Raw genomic sequence first — 14,614 nt, 5'->3', positions numbered from 1 at the left:
GTCCAGGAGCAGAAGGCGGTGCGCGGGTGAGCTCGGGAGGCCGGGAGCTGCCCCCAGGGGACGCGGGTCACGAAGGGGGTCCGGCGGACGCCGCGGAGGCGCCCCCGGGAGCGGACGCCCCGCCGGGGACGGCCGTACCCCCCGGCACGGTGCCGGTCGCCCGGCCCGTGGAGATCGGGGCGGAACTCGACTGGGGGGCCGAGGCCTGGAGCGAGGTGCGCACCCGCGCCCAGCGGGCCGGCCGCGCCTACATCTGGCTGAACCTGGTCGAGCAGCGCATGCGGGCCGTGGTCGCGGCCGTCCTCCGGCCCGTGTACGAACCGGTGCACGGCGAGGAGTGGGTGGTGGCCGCGGCCGGACCGGCGGGACAGGAATGGGTCCAGCGGGCCGCCGCCGTACGCGAGGTCTCGCGCCGCAAGGGCTATCTGCTCGACCCGGCCGACGACAACGTGCTCAGCTTCCTCACGCTGCCGCAGCTGCGCGAGCTGATGGTGCAGCACTGGCCCTGCTTCGAGCCCTACTTCGACGACCGGCGCGAGGTCGAACTGGCCCTGGACGAGCTGGAGGTCACGCGCAACGTCGTCTCCCGCAACCGGGCCCTGTCACTCACCGTCCTCGCGCAGTCCGAGCGGGCCTCCGCCCGCCTCCTGGAGATCCTCGGCAGCGGGGCGGGCGTCCCGTCCGCCGACCGGCTGCCGGTGGACGCCGTCGAGGACCTCGTCGGCGACCGGTACGCCGACGTGGTCTCCGTCCACCCCGACCGGGTCCGGCTCCAGCGGCAGCTGCCCGCCGAGGACCTCTTCGGCGGCGCCCGCCGCCTCGACGCCACCGGCATAGGCCTGAACCTGCTCGTGCAGAACTTCTCGGGCCGCCGCATGGTCCGGCTCGCCGAGTCCGGCTGCCGCATACGGCTCCTCTTCCTCAACCCGGCGAGCAGCGCCGTCAAACGGCGCGAGCGCGAACTCGGCCTCAAGAAGGGCGAACTGAGCCGCTCGGTCGAGATGAACATCCTCCACATGCGCCGGGTCCGCTCCAAGCTCCGCGACCCGGGCGCCTTCCAGATCCACGTCTTCGACGAGACGCCCCGCTTCACCGCCTACCTCGTGGACGGCGACGGCCCGGACGGCGTCGGCGTCGTGCAGTCCTACCTGCGCCGGGCCCGCGGCATGGAGGCACCGGTCCTCGTGCTCCGCGGCGGCGGGCGGAACGTGGTGCGCCACGGGCAGCGCGACCCCCACGGCGAACACGGACTTTTCGAGACGTACCGGGAGGAGTTCGAGGCGGTGTGGCTCGACTCCCGGCCGGTCTCCTGAACCCGTTGTCAGTGGCGCGTGCGAGGGTGGTCAGCACCACGGGGGAGATCACGTAAGGAGGACCCGATGGCTTGGCACGGCGAGACGCTGGTCGGCTTCGACCTGGAGACGACCGGCACCGACCCGCTGGAGGCCCGGATCGTCACGGCCTCGGTCGTCGAGGTCGACGGCGGCGGCCGGATCACGCACCGGCGGGACTGGCTCGCCGACCCGGGCATCCGCATCCCGGCGCAGGCCTCCGCCATTCACGGCATCAGCACCGAGCGCGCCACCGCCGAGGGCCGGCCCGTGCGGGAGGTCGCCGACGAACTCGCGCGCACCCTCACCGCCTACTGGGAGAAGGGCGTGCCGGTCGTGGCGTACAACGCCTCCTTCGACCTCACCCTGCTCGCCGCCGAACTGCGCCGCCACGCGCTGCCCTCGCTGAGCGAGCGGCTCGGCGGCGCCGGCATCGGACCCGTCGTCGACCCGTACACCATCGACCGGGCCGTCGACCGCTACCGGCGCGGCAAGCGGACCCTGGAAGCGGTCTGCGGCGAGTACGGCGTGGTGCTCGAATCCGCCCACGAGGCCGCCGCCGACGCCCTGGCGGCCGTCCGGGTCGCCGTCGCGATAGCGGGCCGGCACGCCGAGGTCGCCGCCCTCGACCCGGCCGAACTCCACGCGCGCCAGATCACCTGGTACCGCGCCTGGGCCGAGGACTTCCAGGCCTTCCTGCGCCGCAAGGGCGAGACGGACGCCGTCGTCGACCCGGAGTGGCCCCTGCGCGGAGCCACGGCCGTGGTGGGCTGAGAGCGGGGCCTCAGTCCTCCGCGTGCTGCCCGAGGAAGTCGAGCAGCAGCGTGTTGACCCGCTCCGGCTGTTCGAGCTGGAGCCAGTGCCCCGCACCCTCCACGCGCTCATACCGCCAGTCGCCGGACACGTGCTTTCCGGTGTCCGTCATCTGCCGCTCGGTGAGGAAGCGGTCGCCGCTGGACCAGATGCCCAGCACCGGGACCGGCGCCGGCAGCGGGGGCAGCGGACGGTCCGGGCCGAACTGCGCCTCCGGTGGCATGCCCGACCGGTAGATGTTCAGCGCGGCCGTCAGGGCGCCCGGCGCCCGCAGCGGCTCCAGCACCGCCTCCGCGTCCGGGTGCTCGCCCAGCATCTCCCGCAGCTGCGCGAAGTCGTCCCGGGAGAGCCACTCCTCGGACAGCCCGGCCAGCTGGAACAGCAGCATGTACCACGAGCGCTGCCGCTGCTCCCAGCCCGCGTCACGGACCGCCGCCACATGGCCCACCGACAGCAGGCTCAGACTCCGCACCTTCTCAGGCGCCGCCTGCGTCATGCCCTGGACGATGGCCGAACCCCAGTCGTGGCCGACCAGATGCACCCGGTCCAGGCCCATCCGGGCGAGGAGTTCGAGCAGGTCCCCGACGTGCTTCGCCGGGTGGTACGCCTCCGGGCCGCCCTCGGGCCGGTCCGAGTCGCCGAAACCGCGCAGGGTCGGGGTGATCGTCATGAACCCCGCCCCCGCCAGCGCCGGCACCTGGTGGCGCCAGAGGGCGTGGCTGTCCGGGAAGCCGTGCACGAGGAGCACGGCAGGGCCCTCGCCGCGCACCTCCACGTCCAGCGTGACGTCCGAGAGTTCCATCCGCATCACAAGACCCCGTTCCCCACGGTCGGTTCGGTTCACCAGGGATCATGATGTCAGAAGGGGTACCAGCGGACCTCCGCATCGCCGCTGCGCAGCGAGGCCACCCGCCGCTCGAACTCGGCCAGCGCCTTCGGGTTCGACGGCGCGTGCTGGGCCACCCAGGCGCAGCTCGCGGTCTCCCGCGCCCCCCGCAGCACCGCGCAGCCCTCCCACTCCCGCACGTCCCAGCCGTACGCCTCGGTGAAGGCGTCGTACGCGGCCGGGTCCAGGCCGTACCGGTCCCGGGACAGCGCCAGGACCACCAGGTCGTGCTCGCGCAGGTCCGAGGAGAAGGTCTCCAGATCCACCAGGACCGGACCGTCCGGGCCCACGTGCACGTTGCGCGGCAGGGCGTCGCCGTGGATCGGGCCCGGCGTCAGACGCGGTACGAGGGCGGCCGCCGCCGGGGCGAAGGAGTCCCGCCGCTCCCGCAGGAACGCCGCGTCCGCCGGGTCGATCGCGTCCCCCGCGAGCCGCAGCCACCGCTCCACCCCGCCGAGCAGCTCCCGGCGAGGCAGCGCCGGCACCTCCGGCTCCGGCAGCGCGTGCACCGCCCGCAGCAGCGGCGCGAGATCCCGGGGCTCGGCCGGCCGGACCGCCTCCGGCAGCCGGTGCCAGAGGGTGACCGGATGCCCGTCGGCCACCAGCGGCTTCTCCTCCGCCGGACGGACCGCGGGCACGCCCGCGGCGGCCAGCCACGAGGCGAGCGCCAGCTCCCGCTCCGCCCGCCCGAGCAGCTCCGCGTCCCGGCCGACCTTCGCCACCAGGCCGCCCACGGCGAAGACCGCGTTCTCGCCCAGGGCCAGCAGCCGCGCCTCCGCGGCCGCCAGCCCCGCCGCGGCCAGTACCTCCCGGGCCCGCGCCTCGTCCATCGACCTCTCCCTCCCGTACGTTTTCGCGCCAAAGTCTGCCATCCGCCCAGCTCACCCCGCCCGCCGCCTTGACGGGCCGACGGGCCGTCAGCACCATGGCGGGGTTCTGGACGGCGGCGACGGCGGACGGGGGTCGGATCGTGAGCGCGGTGACCGCGAGGAAGCGGCCGGGCGGGACGCGGACCCCGCGCACCGCGCGGACGGCACGGCCCCGCGGCCCCGACCCCGGCGCCTGGTTCCTCGTCCTGCCCGCCCTGCTGCCGATCCTCGTCCTCAGCGTCGGCCCCCTCCTCTACGGCCTCGCCCTCGCCTTCACCGACGCCCAGTCCGGCCGCACCGAGCCCACCCGGTGGATCGGCACGCTCAACTTCCAGGACCTCCTGCACGACACCCTCTTCTGGGAGTCCTTCCGCATCGGCCTGCTCTGGGCCGTCGGCGTCACCGTGCCGCAGTTCCTCCTGGCCCTCGGCCTCGCCCTCCTGCTCGACCAGAACCTGCGCTTCCGCCCGCTCGCCCGCGCCCTCGCGATCGTGCCCTGGGCGATGCCCGAGGTCGTGGTCGGCATCATGTGGCGGCTCGTCTACAACCCGGACGCCGGCATCCTCAACGAGACCCTCCGCGACCTCGGCCTCGGCGAGGGCCACGACTGGCTCTCGGGCCTCGCCACCGCCCTGCCCGCCGTGATCGTCGTCGGTGTCTGGGCGGGCATGCCGCAGACCACCGTCACCCTCCTCGCCGGACTCCAGAACACACCGCGGGAACTCCACGAGGCCGCCGCCCTCGACGGCGCCGGAGCCTGGCGCCGCTTCCGCGCCGTCACCTGGCCCGCCCTGCGGCCCGTGGCGCTCGCCGTCACCGCCCTCAACCTCATCTGGAACTTCAACTCCTTCGCCCTGGTCTACGTGCTGACCAGCGGCGGACCCGGCGGCCGCACCCGGCTCCCGATGCTCTTCGCGTACGAGGAGGCCTTCCGCTACGGCCAGTTCGGCTACGCGGCCGCGATGGGCTGCGTGATGGTCGCCGCCGTCTCCGTCCTCATCGCCCTCTCCCTCGTCCGACGGCTGAAAGGGGACCAGGACCGGTGAGCGCCTTCCGCACCGGCCGGCCCGCGCGGCTCGGCCAGTACCTCGCCCTCCTCGCCTATCTGGCCTTCCTCGCCTTCCCGTTCCTGTGGCTGGTCTCCACCGCCTTCAAACCCGCCCCGGAACTGGCCTCGCTCCACCCCACCTGGATCCCCGGGGAACCGACCCTCGCCAACTTCCGGCAGGCCTTCGCCGAGCAGCCCCTGCTGCGGGCCGCGGGCAACAGCCTCGCCGCGGCGCTCGCCGCCGCCCTGATCACCGTGGCCGTCGCCACGCCCCTCGCCCACGTCACCGCCCGGCGGCGCGGGAGGCTCACCACCGCGGCCACCGGCTGGGTCGTGATCAGCCAGGCCTTCCCCTTCGTCCTGGTGATCATCCCGCTCTTCCTCGTGCTCAAGCGGCTGCATCTGATCAACAGCCTCGCCGGACTCGTCCTCGTGTACGTCGTCTGGTCGCTGCCCTTCGCGCTCTGGATGCTCATGGGGTACGTCCGGGCCGTCCCCGCCGAACTGGAGGAGGCCGCCGCCGTCGACGGCGCCGGCCGGCTCCGCACCCTCGTCTCCGTCACCGCCCCGCTGCTGGCCCCGGGGATCGTCGCCACCGCCCTCTTCGCCTTCGTCACCGCCTGGAACGAGTTCTTCTTCGCGCTCGTCCTGCTCAAGACCCCGGAGAAACAGACGCTGCCGGTCGTCCTCACCCACTTCCTCGGCGCCGAGGGCGTCGCCGACCTCGGCCCGCTGGCCGCCGCCGCCTTCCTCGCCACCCTGCCCTCCCTCGCGGTCTTCGCCCTCCTCCAGCGGCGGATCACCGGCGGCGTCCTCGCCGGGGCGGTGAAGTCATGAGCCGCGCCCGCCTCCTCGCCGCCGTCCTCACCGCGCTCGCGCTCCTGCTGACCGGCTGCGCCGACGGCGGCGAACGCCGCACCGACGGGATCGTCCGGCTCCGCTTCCAGTCCCTCGCCTGGCAGAAGGAATCGGTCGAGGCCAACAAGCGGCTGGTCGCGGAGTGGAACGCCCGCCATCCGGACATCCAGGTCGCGTACGTCCAGGGCAGCTGGGACTCCGTCCACGACCAGCTCCTCACCTCCTTCGAGGGCGGCGAGGCGCCCGACATCATCCACGACGCCTCCGACGACCTGGCCGACTTCGCCCACGGCGGCCACCTCGCCGACCTCCGCCCGCTGCTCCCCGAGCGGCTGCGCGCCGACATCCCGGCCCGGAGCTGGGAGACCACCACCTTCGGAGAGGGCGTGTACGGGGTGCCCTTCCTCCAGGAGCCGCGCGTCCTCATCGCCAACCGGAAGATCCTCCGGGCCTCGGGCGTCCGTGTCCCGACCCCGGAGAGGCCGTGGACCTGGCCCGAGTTCCGGCAGGTCGCCCGCGAGCTGACCCGCGCCATGGGCCCCGGCCGCCACGCGGTGGCCTGGCCCCTGCGCGAGCCCGTCTCCGTCAGTCTCAACCTCGGCCTCTCGGCCGGCGGCCGGCTGTTCCACCGGGAGCCGGACGGCCGGGTCACCCTCCGGTTCACCGAGGCGGACGCCGTGGTCCCCGGCACGGTCCGCGCCCAGGTGGTGGAGGACGGCAGCGCACCCCGTACGACGCTCGGCAGCGGCGGCTCCGACACGCTCCCCGGCTTCTTCGCCGGCAGGTACGCCATGGTGCCGCTCGGCTTCGCCTACCGGCAGCAGATCGTCCAGCAGGCCCCCGAGGGCTTCGAGTGGACCGTGCTGCCCGCCCCCGCCGGCAGCGGGGGACTCGCCCAGGGTGTCTCCCCGCAGACCCTGTCGATCGCCGCGGACAGCCCGTACAAGAAGGAGGCGGCCGCCTTCCTCGACCACCTGCTCCAGCCGCGGAACATGGTGCTCCTCGCCCGGGGCGACTGGATGCTGCCCACCGGCACCGCCGCCCTCGCCGACCCCTCCCTCCGCACGGAGCGGGACGGCTGGGCGACCGGGGCCGCCCTCGCCGCCCATCTGCGGCCGGCGCCCGCGCCGTCCGTGCGGGGCTACCCGGAGTGGAAGGACAAGGTCGCGACCCCCGCCTTCCAGGAGTTCTACAGCGGCGCCATCGACTCGGCCGAGCTCCGCAGGCGTCTGGTCGAGGACGGGAACCGGGTGCTCGCGCGCTACCAGCGGAGGTGAGGTTCCGCCGGATTCGCCACCTTCGTCATCTTCCGCATTACGAAACCTTGTTGAATAAGTCACAGATGAGTGAAGGGTCTTCTCCGGAGGCCCGCGATCGGACAGTGTTCGAACCGGCCATCGTGCCGCCCCCCACGAGGCGCGATGGCCTTCTAAGGTGGGGTGCCATGACGACCACGTACGCGGCTTTGCTGCGCGGCATCAACGTGAGCGGGCACCGCAAGGTGCCGATGGCGGAGCTGCGCGCCCTGCTCGAAGGGCTCGGGCACCGGGACGTCCGCACCCATCTCCAGAGCGGGAACGCCGTCTTCGCCACGGACGCCCCCGCCACCGAGGACGCGCTCACCGCCGCCCTGGAGGAGGCGATCGAGGCCCGGTTCGGCTTCCGCGTCGACTGCCTCGTCCGCGACGGCGCCTACCTCGCCGCCGTGGCCGAGAACTGCCCCTTCGACGCCGCCGGCCTGGAGGGCAGACAGCTGCACGCCGTCTACGCCTCCGGCCCCCTCGGTCCGGAACGGTTCGCCGCGCTCGACCCGGAGGCCTACCGGCCCGAGGCCTTCGCCCTCGGCGACCGCGTCCTCTACCTGTACACACCCGGCGGGCTCGGCACCTCCCGGCTCGCCGACGCCGTGCTGCGGCCCGCCCTCCTCAAAGGGCTCGTCACCACCGCCCGGAACTGGAACACCGTACGGAAGCTGGTGGAGATGACCGGCGGCGCCTGACCGGCGAATGGCCCAGGTCCGGGGCCGCCGATTGGCCCCCTGGAACCGGCCACCGGCTGGATAGGGTGGCCGGTATGACCACCACCGAGATCCCGGGGACCCCCGCGTCCCGACCCGTCGTCGACTTCTTCTTCGACCCCGCCTGCCCCTTCGCCTGGATCACCTCGCGCTGGATCCTGGAGGTCGAACGGCACCGCGACATCGACCTCCGCTTCCAGGTCATGAGCCTCTACTTCCACAACGAGGGCAACGACCTCCCCGAGGACTACCGGGCTCTGGTCGACGCCTCCCTCGGCCCCGTGCGGGTGGCCGTCGCCGCGGCCGAACAGTACGGCGACAAGGTCCTGCGTCCGCTCTACACCGCGTACGGCACCCGCATCCACGAGGCCGGGCGGAAGGACTACGACGCCGTCGTCGCGGAGGCCCTCGCCGAGGTCGGACTGCCCGCCGAACTCGCCGCCGCCGCCCACGACCCCGCCCACGACGAGGCGGTCCGCCGCAGCCACGAGGCCGGCCACGACCCGGCGACCGGCGGCTACGTCGGCACGCCCACGATCCACGTCGACGGCACGGCCTGGTTCGGCCCCGTCCTGCGCGCGATCCCGCGCGGCGAGGAGGCGGCCGGTCTCTTCGACGCCTTCCGCGTCCTCGCCGGCCACCCCGACCTCTTCGAGCTCAAGCGGACCCGCACCGGCGGCCTCGACTTCAGCTGACCGCCACCAGCACCCGCCCGGCCGCCGCCTCCTCGTACCGCTCCACGAGCAGCCGGGCCACCTCGGGGGAGGGGCCGAGCACGTCCGCGAGGACGTCGGCCCCGCCCGCGCCCGCCGCGATCCGGTCCGGAAGCCGGCCGGGGGCGAGCACGTACGGGGCGACGGCCACCCGGCGGACGCCCTCCTCCGCCCGCAGGGCCCGTACCGCGTCCTCGGTCCGGGGAAGGGATGCGGAGGCGAACGCGGGCCGCACGGAGCACCAACCGGTGCGCCGCAGCTCCCGCGCCGTTTCTGCGATCACCGCGATCGCCTCCGGGTCGGTGGAGCCCGCCGAGGCCAGGACGACCCCGGTCGCGCTCTTCTCGGCGGGCGTGATCCCGGCCTCGTACAGCCGCCGCTCCACCGCCGCGATCAGCAGCGGCGAGGGACCGAGGACCTCCGCCTGCCGGACGCGCAGCGAAGGAGGGCCCTGCCGCAGGACCGCCGGGATGTCGGCCTTCGCGTGGAAGGCCCGGGTCAGCAGCAGCGGCAGCGCCACCACGTCCCGGACCCCCTCCGCGGCCAGCCGTTCCAGGACCCCCGGCACCGACGGCAGGGTGAAGTCCAGGAACGCCGTCTCCACGCGCAGCCCGGGCCGCAGCGCCCCGGCCCGGCGGACCAGGGCGTCGACGGTCGCCGCGTGCCGCGGGTCACGGCTGCCGTGGGCGACGACGAGGAGGACGGGACGGTTCACGGCGGCGGTCAGCCCTTCGCGAGCAGACCGCGGCGGCGCAGCACCGTGCGCTCCAGCGGGCTGAAGACGAGCAGGTCGACCGCGATGCCGACGACGAGGATCAGGATGATCGCCAGGAAGATCCCCGGCATGTCGAAGTCGTTGCGGCCGTTCTCCAGGAGCTGGCCGAGGCCGAGGCCCAGCTCCGGCGAGGAGGCGATGATCTCGGCGGCCATCAGCGACCGCCAGGAGAACGCCCAGCCCTGCTTGAGGCCCGCGAGGTAACCGGGCAGCGCGGCCGGCATCACGATGAACCAGGCGCCCTTGAGCCCCGTGGCGCCGAGCGTGCGCCCGGCCCGCAGGAACAGCGGCGGGACCTGGTCGACGCCCGACACCAGCCCGTTGGCGATCGACGGCACGGCGCCGAGCAGGATGACCGCGTACATCATGCTGTCGTTCAGGCCGAGCCAGAGGACCGCCGGCGCCACCCAGGCCACCGAGGGCAGCGACTGGAGGCCGGAGAGGATCGGGCCGATCGCCGCCCGGACGAACCGCACCCGGGCGACCAGCAGGCCGAGCGGGGTGCCGATCGCGAGGGCGAGCAGGAAGCCGAGCAGGGCCCGGGAGACGCTCGTCCACAGGACGTCGAGGAGGGTCCCCTCCAACCACATCGTGGACAGGCTGTGCCAGACCGCGGACGGCGCGGGGAGCTTGTAGGCGTCGGTGACCTCGGCCCACACCAGGACCTGCCAGACGACCAGGACCAGGGCGACGGCCAGGACGGGCGGGAGGACCTTCCTGGTCAGGACCTCGGTCACCGGGGTCCGGCTGATCTGCACGCTGTCGAGCGCGTCGAGGCCCGCCTCCAGCCCGGCGAGGTCGTCGGCCTTCGGGGACTTCGCGGACCTCGCGGTCGTCTCAGTGCTGGCCATGGCGGCGGATCTCCCCACGCAGGTGTTCGGTGATTTCGAGGGACAGCTCGGCGACGGCGGCGTCCTCGATGCGGCGCGGCTGCGGGATGTCGATGGTCCACTCCCGGGCGATCCGCCCCGGCCGCGAGGACAGCAGCACCACGCGCTCGGCCAGCCGCACGGCCTCGCGGACGTTGTGGGTCACGAACAGCACCGACAGCTTCGTCTCCCGCCAGATGCGGGTCAGCTCGTCGTGCAGCACGTCCCGGGTGATGGCGTCGAGCGCGGCGAACGGCTCGTCCATCAGGAGCAGGTCACTGTCCTGGGCCAGGGCGCGGGCCAGGGCCACCCGCTGCCGCATGCCGCCGGACAGTTCGTGGACCCGCTTGCCGTACGAGCCGGAGAGCCGCACCAGTTCGAGCAGCCGCTCGGCCTCCGGGCGCCGCTCGGCCTTGGGCACCCCGCGCAGCCGCAGAGCGAGTTCGATGTTCTTGCCCGCGGTGAGCCACGGGAAGAGGGCGTGCTCCTGGAACATCAGGGCCGGCCGGCCGCCGGGGGTCTCGATGGACCCCGCGGACGGCCGGTCGAGCCCGGCGACCAGGTTGAGCAGCGTGGACTTGCCGCAGCCCGAGGCACCCAGAAGGGTGACGAACTCGCCGGGGGCGACATCGAGCGAGATGTCGTCGAGGACGAGCTGCCCGCCGGTGGAGCCACCGAAGGACTTCGAGACGTGCGCGATGCGCGCGGCGTGGCCGGCCGCCTCGGCGCGGTCCTCGGCCTCGGCGAGCGTGGTGGTCGTGGCCATGGTCGTCACCTCCTGGATGTGTGCGGGCTGTTACTTGACGCCGAGACCGGCGTCGGAGACCTCGGGCTTGCCCGCGGCCTTGAGGACCTTGTTGAGCGGCCTGAGGTCGTAGATGCCCGTCAGGTCGGGCTGCTCCAGGAGGCCGGCCTTGACCGCGTGGTCGGCCTGCGCCCGCAGGGTGGCGGCCAGCGGGTCGTCGGTGAACCGGATGGACGGCCAGGCCGCGTCGATCACCTCGGCGCCCAGCGCCTTGCCGGAGAGGTCCTTGAGCTTGGCGTTGGCCGACTCCTTGGCCTTGGCCGGGTTGGCGTTGATCCACTCGTTGGTCTTCACCGTGCCGCGCAGGAACGCCTCGACGACGTCGGGGTGCGCGGCCAGGAACTTCTGCGACACGATGATGTTGGTGATGACGAACTGCTTGTCCGGCCACAGGTCGGACTCGTCGAGCAGCACCTTCGCCCCGTCCGAGACGAGCTTGGACGCGGTCGGTTCCGGCACCCACGCGCCGTCGATCGAACCGGACTTGTAGGCGTTCGGGGTCGTCTTGTTGTCCGAGCGGACCACCGAGACGTCACCCTTGCCGCTCGCGGAGTCGACCTTCCAGCCCTTCTCCGCGATCCAGTTGAGGAACGCGACGTCCTGCGTGTTGCCCTTCTGCGGGGTGGCGATCCGCTTGCCCCTGAGGTCGTCCAGGGTCTTGACGCGCGCCGGGTTCACCACGAGCTTGACGCCCCCGGAGGCGGAGCCGCCGACGATCCGCAGGCTCGCGCCCTGGGACTTGACGTACCCGTTGATGGACGGGGAGGGGCCGATGAAGCCGATGTCGATGGCTCCGGCGTTCAGGGCCTCGATCTCGGACGGGCCCGCGTTGAAGGTCGTCGTCTCCAGGGCGGTGCCGCCCAGCTCCTTCTGGAGGATGCCTTCCTTGTCGCCGATCAGGGCGGTGGCGTGCGTGAGGTTGGGGAAGTACCCGAGCCGTACGGTGTCGGCGGAGAGCTTCGCGCCCTCGGCGGCCACCTTCTTCTCGTCGTTCTTGGCCTGGGAGCCGTAGCCGCAGGAGGCGAGCGCCCCGATCAGGAGCGGCAGGGCGGCGGCGGCGGCCAGGCCTCGGCGCAGGGTGGTGCGGGTGGTGGCAGGCACGGGAGGTTTCCCCTCGAATCAGCGACTTCGCAGTCTGTGTCTATGGCGTGCGGAGTGGAGCGGGTGGAGCGGCGGCGCGCCGCGGCGGCGGCGCGAGGAGGTCAGCACGCACATCGCGCGACACCTCCCCGGCCCGCGCCGAGGGCGCCGGAACCGATCCGGCCCCCTTCCTTCGCGAAGGTCGCGTACACGTCGGGGTACATGTCAGAAGTCCCAGCCTTCCTCGTCGTCGACCGCGGCCACGGCCTTGGCGGTGGCGAAGGACTCGCCCGCCATGCCGGCCGCGAGCGTGGTGCCGTCGGCGGGATCGATCAGCAGGAACGAGCCGGTACGGCGGGAGTCGGCGTAGGCGTCGAGCGCGAGCGGCTCGGCGGTCCGCACCTTCACGCGGCCGATGTCGTTGGCGACGAGCCGGCCCGGCTCCGGGTGCTGGGAGAGGTCGTCCAGCGTCAGCCGGGACGGGATCTCCTTGACGATCGCCTTGACCGTGCGGGTGGTGTGCTTGAGGAGCACCCGCTGGCCGACGGTGAGCGGCTGGTCCGCCACGTGGCAGACGGTCGCCTCGACGTCCTGGCTGGTGGCCGGGGCGTCGGCGCTCGGGGCGAGCAGGTCGCCGCGCGAGATGTCGATGTCGTCGGCGAGCCGGATGGTGACCGACTGGGGCGCCCAGGCGATGTCCACCGCCTCGCCCAGCGCGTCGATCGCGGTGATCGTGGAGGTCTTCCCGGAGGGCAGCACGGTGACCTCCTCGCCGACCCGGAAGGCGCCGGCGGCGATCTGGCCGGCGTAGCCCCGGTAGTCGGGGTGCTCGGCGGTCTGCGGCCGGATCACGTACTGCACGGGGAAGCGGGCGTGGCAGGCCGTCAGGTCGTGGCTGACCGGGACCGTCTCCAGGTGCTCCAGGACGGTCGGACCGCCGTACCAGTCCATGTTCGCGGAGGGCTCCACCACGTTGTCACCGGCGAGCGCCGAGATCGGGATCGCGGTGATCTCCGGGACGCCCAGCTCGGAGGCGTACGTCGTGAACTCCTCGGCGATCGCGGCGAAGACGGACTCCCGGTACTCGACCAGGTCCATCTTGTTCACGGCCAGGACCACGTGCGGGACGCGGAGCAGGGCGGCGACGGCGGCGTGCCGGCGGGTCTGCTCGACCACGCCGTTGCGGGCGTCGACGAGGACCACGGCCAGCTCGGCCGTGGACGCGCCGGTCACCATGTTCCGGGTGTACTGCACGTGCCCGGGGGTGTCGGCGAGGATGAACCGGCGGCGGGGCGTCGCGAAGTAGCGGTAGGCCACGTCGATGGTGATGCCCTGCTCCCGCTCGGCGCGCAGGCCGTCGGTGAGCAGCGCCAGGTCGGGCGCCTCCTGCCCGCGCGAGCGGGAGGCGTGCTCCACGGCCTCCAGCTGGTCGGCGAGGACCGACTTGGAGTCGTGCAGCAGGCGCCCGACGAGGGTGGACTTGCCGTCGTCGACGGAGCCGGCGGTGGCGAAGCGCAGCAGGGTCGTGGCGGCCGGCCCGGAGGCCGGCAGCGGCTCGGTGGACGTGCTCATTAGAAGTACCCTTCGCGCTTGCGGTCTTCCATCGCGGCCTCGGACAGCTTGTCGTCGGCGCGGGTCGCACCCCGCTCGGTGAGGCGGGAGGCGGCGATCTCGGCGATGACGGCCTCCAGCGTGGTGGCGTCGGAGTCGACGGCGCCGGTGCAGGACATGTCGCCGACGGTGCGGTAGCGGATGAGCCGCTTCTCTACCTTCTCCGACTCCTTGGGGCCGCCCCACTCGCCGGCCGTCAGCCACATGCCGTTGCGGGCGAACACCTCGCGCTCGTGGGCGAAGTAGATCTGCGGAAGCTCGATCTTCTCCCGCTGGATGTACTGCCAGACGTCCAGCTCGGTCCAGTTGGAGAGCGGGAAGACCCGGACGTGCTCGCCGGGGGCGTGCCGGCCGTTGTAGAGCTGCCACAGCTCGGGGCGCTGGCGTCGCGGGTCCCACTGTGAGAACTCGTCGCGGAGGCTGAAGACCCGCTCCTTGGCCCGGGCCTTCTCCTCGTCGCGGCGCCCGCCGCCGAAGACGGCGTCGAAGCGGTGCTCCTGGATCGCCTCCGTCAGCGGCACGGTCTGCAGCGGGTTGCGGGTGCCGTCCGGGCGCTCGCGGAGCTTCCCGGCGTCGATGTACTCCTGCACCGAGGCGACGCGCAGCCGCAGGCCGTGCCGGGCGACGACGCGGTCCCGGTACTCGATGACCTCGGGGAAGTTGTGTCCCGTGTCGACGTGCAGCAGCGAGAAGGGGACCGCGGCGGGCGCGAAGGCCTTCAGCGCCAGGTGCAGCATGACGATGGAGTCCTTGCCGCCGGAGAACAGGATCACCGGCCGCTCGAACTCACCCGCCACCTCACGGAAGATGTGGACGGCCTCGGACTCCAGGGAGTCGAGGTGCGACAGCGCGAACGGGCTGCCGGTGACGTCATGGACGTGGGCGACGGTGGTCACAGTGCCTCCTCGTGAGCTTCTCCGCCCGTGCTGGGGGTACCGC

General features: G+C 73.1%; 15 protein-coding genes. 7 read left to right on the top strand and 8 right to left on the bottom strand.

Annotation, left to right across the window (positions count from 1 at the left end; translation table 11 throughout):
* Window positions 1-26 precede the first annotated feature (26 nt).
* Both ABTY40_RS08795 and ABTY40_RS08790 read left to right on the top strand, forming a co-directional pair.
* On the top strand, window positions 27-1,313 hold the full coding sequence (locus ABTY40_RS08795) for a DUF5919 domain-containing protein (protein ID WP_352058863.1): 1,287 nt from the start codon (window positions 27-29) through the stop codon (window positions 1,311-1,313).
* Window positions 1,314-1,379: 66 nt separating this feature from the next.
* A complete protein-coding gene (locus ABTY40_RS08790; protein ID WP_352058862.1) occupies window positions 1,380-2,105 on the top strand; it encodes a 3'-5' exonuclease in 726 nt (241 codons plus the stop codon).
* A gap of 10 nt (window positions 2,106-2,115) precedes the next feature.
* Here ABTY40_RS08790 and ABTY40_RS08785 read toward each other — a convergent pair whose 3' ends face one another.
* On the bottom strand, window positions 2,116-2,946 hold the full coding sequence (locus tag ABTY40_RS08785) for an alpha/beta fold hydrolase (protein ID WP_352058861.1): 831 nt from the start codon (window positions 2,944-2,946) through the stop codon (window positions 2,116-2,118).
* A 56-nt stretch (window positions 2,947-3,002) separates the two neighbouring features.
* Entirely contained in the window at window positions 3,003-3,860 is an 858-nt protein-coding gene (locus ABTY40_RS08780; protein ID WP_352058860.1) for a phosphotransferase, read from the bottom strand.
* Window positions 3,861-3,955: 95 nt separating this feature from the next.
* On the opposite strand from ABTY40_RS08780, the gene ABTY40_RS08775 reads away from it, so the two are divergent.
* The 5 genes from ABTY40_RS08775 to ABTY40_RS08755 all read left to right on the top strand — a co-directional run bounded on the left by ABTY40_RS08775 (window position 3,956) and on the right by ABTY40_RS08755 (window position 8,517).
* A complete protein-coding gene (locus ABTY40_RS08775) occupies window positions 3,956-4,945 on the top strand; it encodes a carbohydrate ABC transporter permease (protein WP_352058859.1) in 990 nt (329 codons plus the stop codon).
* On the top strand, window positions 4,942-5,784 hold the full coding sequence (locus tag ABTY40_RS08770) for a carbohydrate ABC transporter permease (protein ID WP_352058858.1): 843 nt from the start codon (window positions 4,942-4,944) through the stop codon (window positions 5,782-5,784). The genes ABTY40_RS08775 and ABTY40_RS08770 overlap by 4 nt, the downstream gene beginning before the upstream one ends.
* The gene (locus tag ABTY40_RS08765) at window positions 5,781-7,082 is read left to right on the top strand and encodes an ABC transporter substrate-binding protein (protein WP_352058857.1); all 1,302 of its coding nucleotides are present in this window, start codon (window positions 5,781-5,783) and stop codon (window positions 7,080-7,082) included. Before ABTY40_RS08770 ends, ABTY40_RS08765 begins: the two co-directional genes overlap by 4 nt.
* Before the next feature lie 167 nt (window positions 7,083-7,249).
* The gene (locus ABTY40_RS08760; protein ID WP_352058856.1) at window positions 7,250-7,804 is read left to right on the top strand and encodes a DUF1697 domain-containing protein; all 555 of its coding nucleotides are present in this window, start codon (window positions 7,250-7,252) and stop codon (window positions 7,802-7,804) included.
* Between the two features lie 74 nt (window positions 7,805-7,878).
* Window positions 7,879-8,517 (top strand): mycothiol-dependent nitroreductase Rv2466c family protein, encoded by a 639-nt coding sequence (locus tag ABTY40_RS08755; protein WP_352058855.1) that lies wholly within the window; start codon window positions 7,879-7,881, stop codon window positions 8,515-8,517.
* Here ABTY40_RS08755 and ABTY40_RS08750 read toward each other — a convergent pair.
* From ABTY40_RS08750 to cysD, 6 genes are all read right to left on the bottom strand, one after another.
* Window positions 8,510-9,250 carry a sirohydrochlorin chelatase gene (locus tag ABTY40_RS08750; protein WP_352058854.1) on the bottom strand — a complete coding sequence of 247 codons (741 nt, stop codon included), beginning with the start codon at window positions 9,248-9,250 and terminating at the stop codon, window positions 8,510-8,512. The two genes, ABTY40_RS08755 and ABTY40_RS08750, sit on opposite strands and share 8 nt — an antisense overlap.
* A gap of 8 nt (window positions 9,251-9,258) precedes the next feature.
* Entirely contained in the window at window positions 9,259-10,161 is a 903-nt protein-coding gene (locus ABTY40_RS08745) for an ABC transporter permease (RefSeq protein ID WP_352058853.1), read from the bottom strand.
* Window positions 10,148-10,945, bottom strand: a complete 798-nt coding sequence (locus ABTY40_RS08740) for an ABC transporter ATP-binding protein (RefSeq protein ID WP_352058852.1) — start codon at window positions 10,943-10,945, stop codon at window positions 10,148-10,150. The genes ABTY40_RS08745 and ABTY40_RS08740 overlap by 14 nt, the downstream gene beginning before the upstream one ends.
* A 30-nt stretch (window positions 10,946-10,975) precedes the next feature.
* Window positions 10,976-12,085, bottom strand: coding sequence for an aliphatic sulfonate ABC transporter substrate-binding protein (locus ABTY40_RS08735; protein ID WP_352058851.1), 1,110 nt, complete (start codon window positions 12,083-12,085; stop codon window positions 10,976-10,978).
* 204 nt (window positions 12,086-12,289) lie between these two features.
* Window positions 12,290-13,636 (bottom strand): sulfate adenylyltransferase subunit 1, encoded by a 1,347-nt coding sequence (locus ABTY40_RS08730; protein ID WP_352058850.1) that lies wholly within the window; start codon window positions 13,634-13,636, stop codon window positions 12,290-12,292.
* The gene (gene cysD / locus ABTY40_RS08725) at window positions 13,636-14,571 is read right to left on the bottom strand and encodes a sulfate adenylyltransferase subunit CysD (protein ID WP_352058849.1); all 936 of its coding nucleotides are present in this window, start codon (window positions 14,569-14,571) and stop codon (window positions 13,636-13,638) included. The genes ABTY40_RS08730 and cysD overlap by 1 nt, the downstream gene beginning before the upstream one ends.
* Window positions 14,572-14,614 lie beyond the last annotated feature (43 nt).

The sequence above is a fragment of the Streptomyces sp. NPDC126503 genome, from assembly GCF_040302405.1.
GTDB lineage: Bacteria > Actinomycetota > Actinomycetes > Streptomycetales > Streptomycetaceae > Streptomyces > Streptomyces gulbargensis.
Note: the sequence above shows the minus strand (reverse complement) of the source record. Positions and strands in the feature narration are given on the sequence as shown.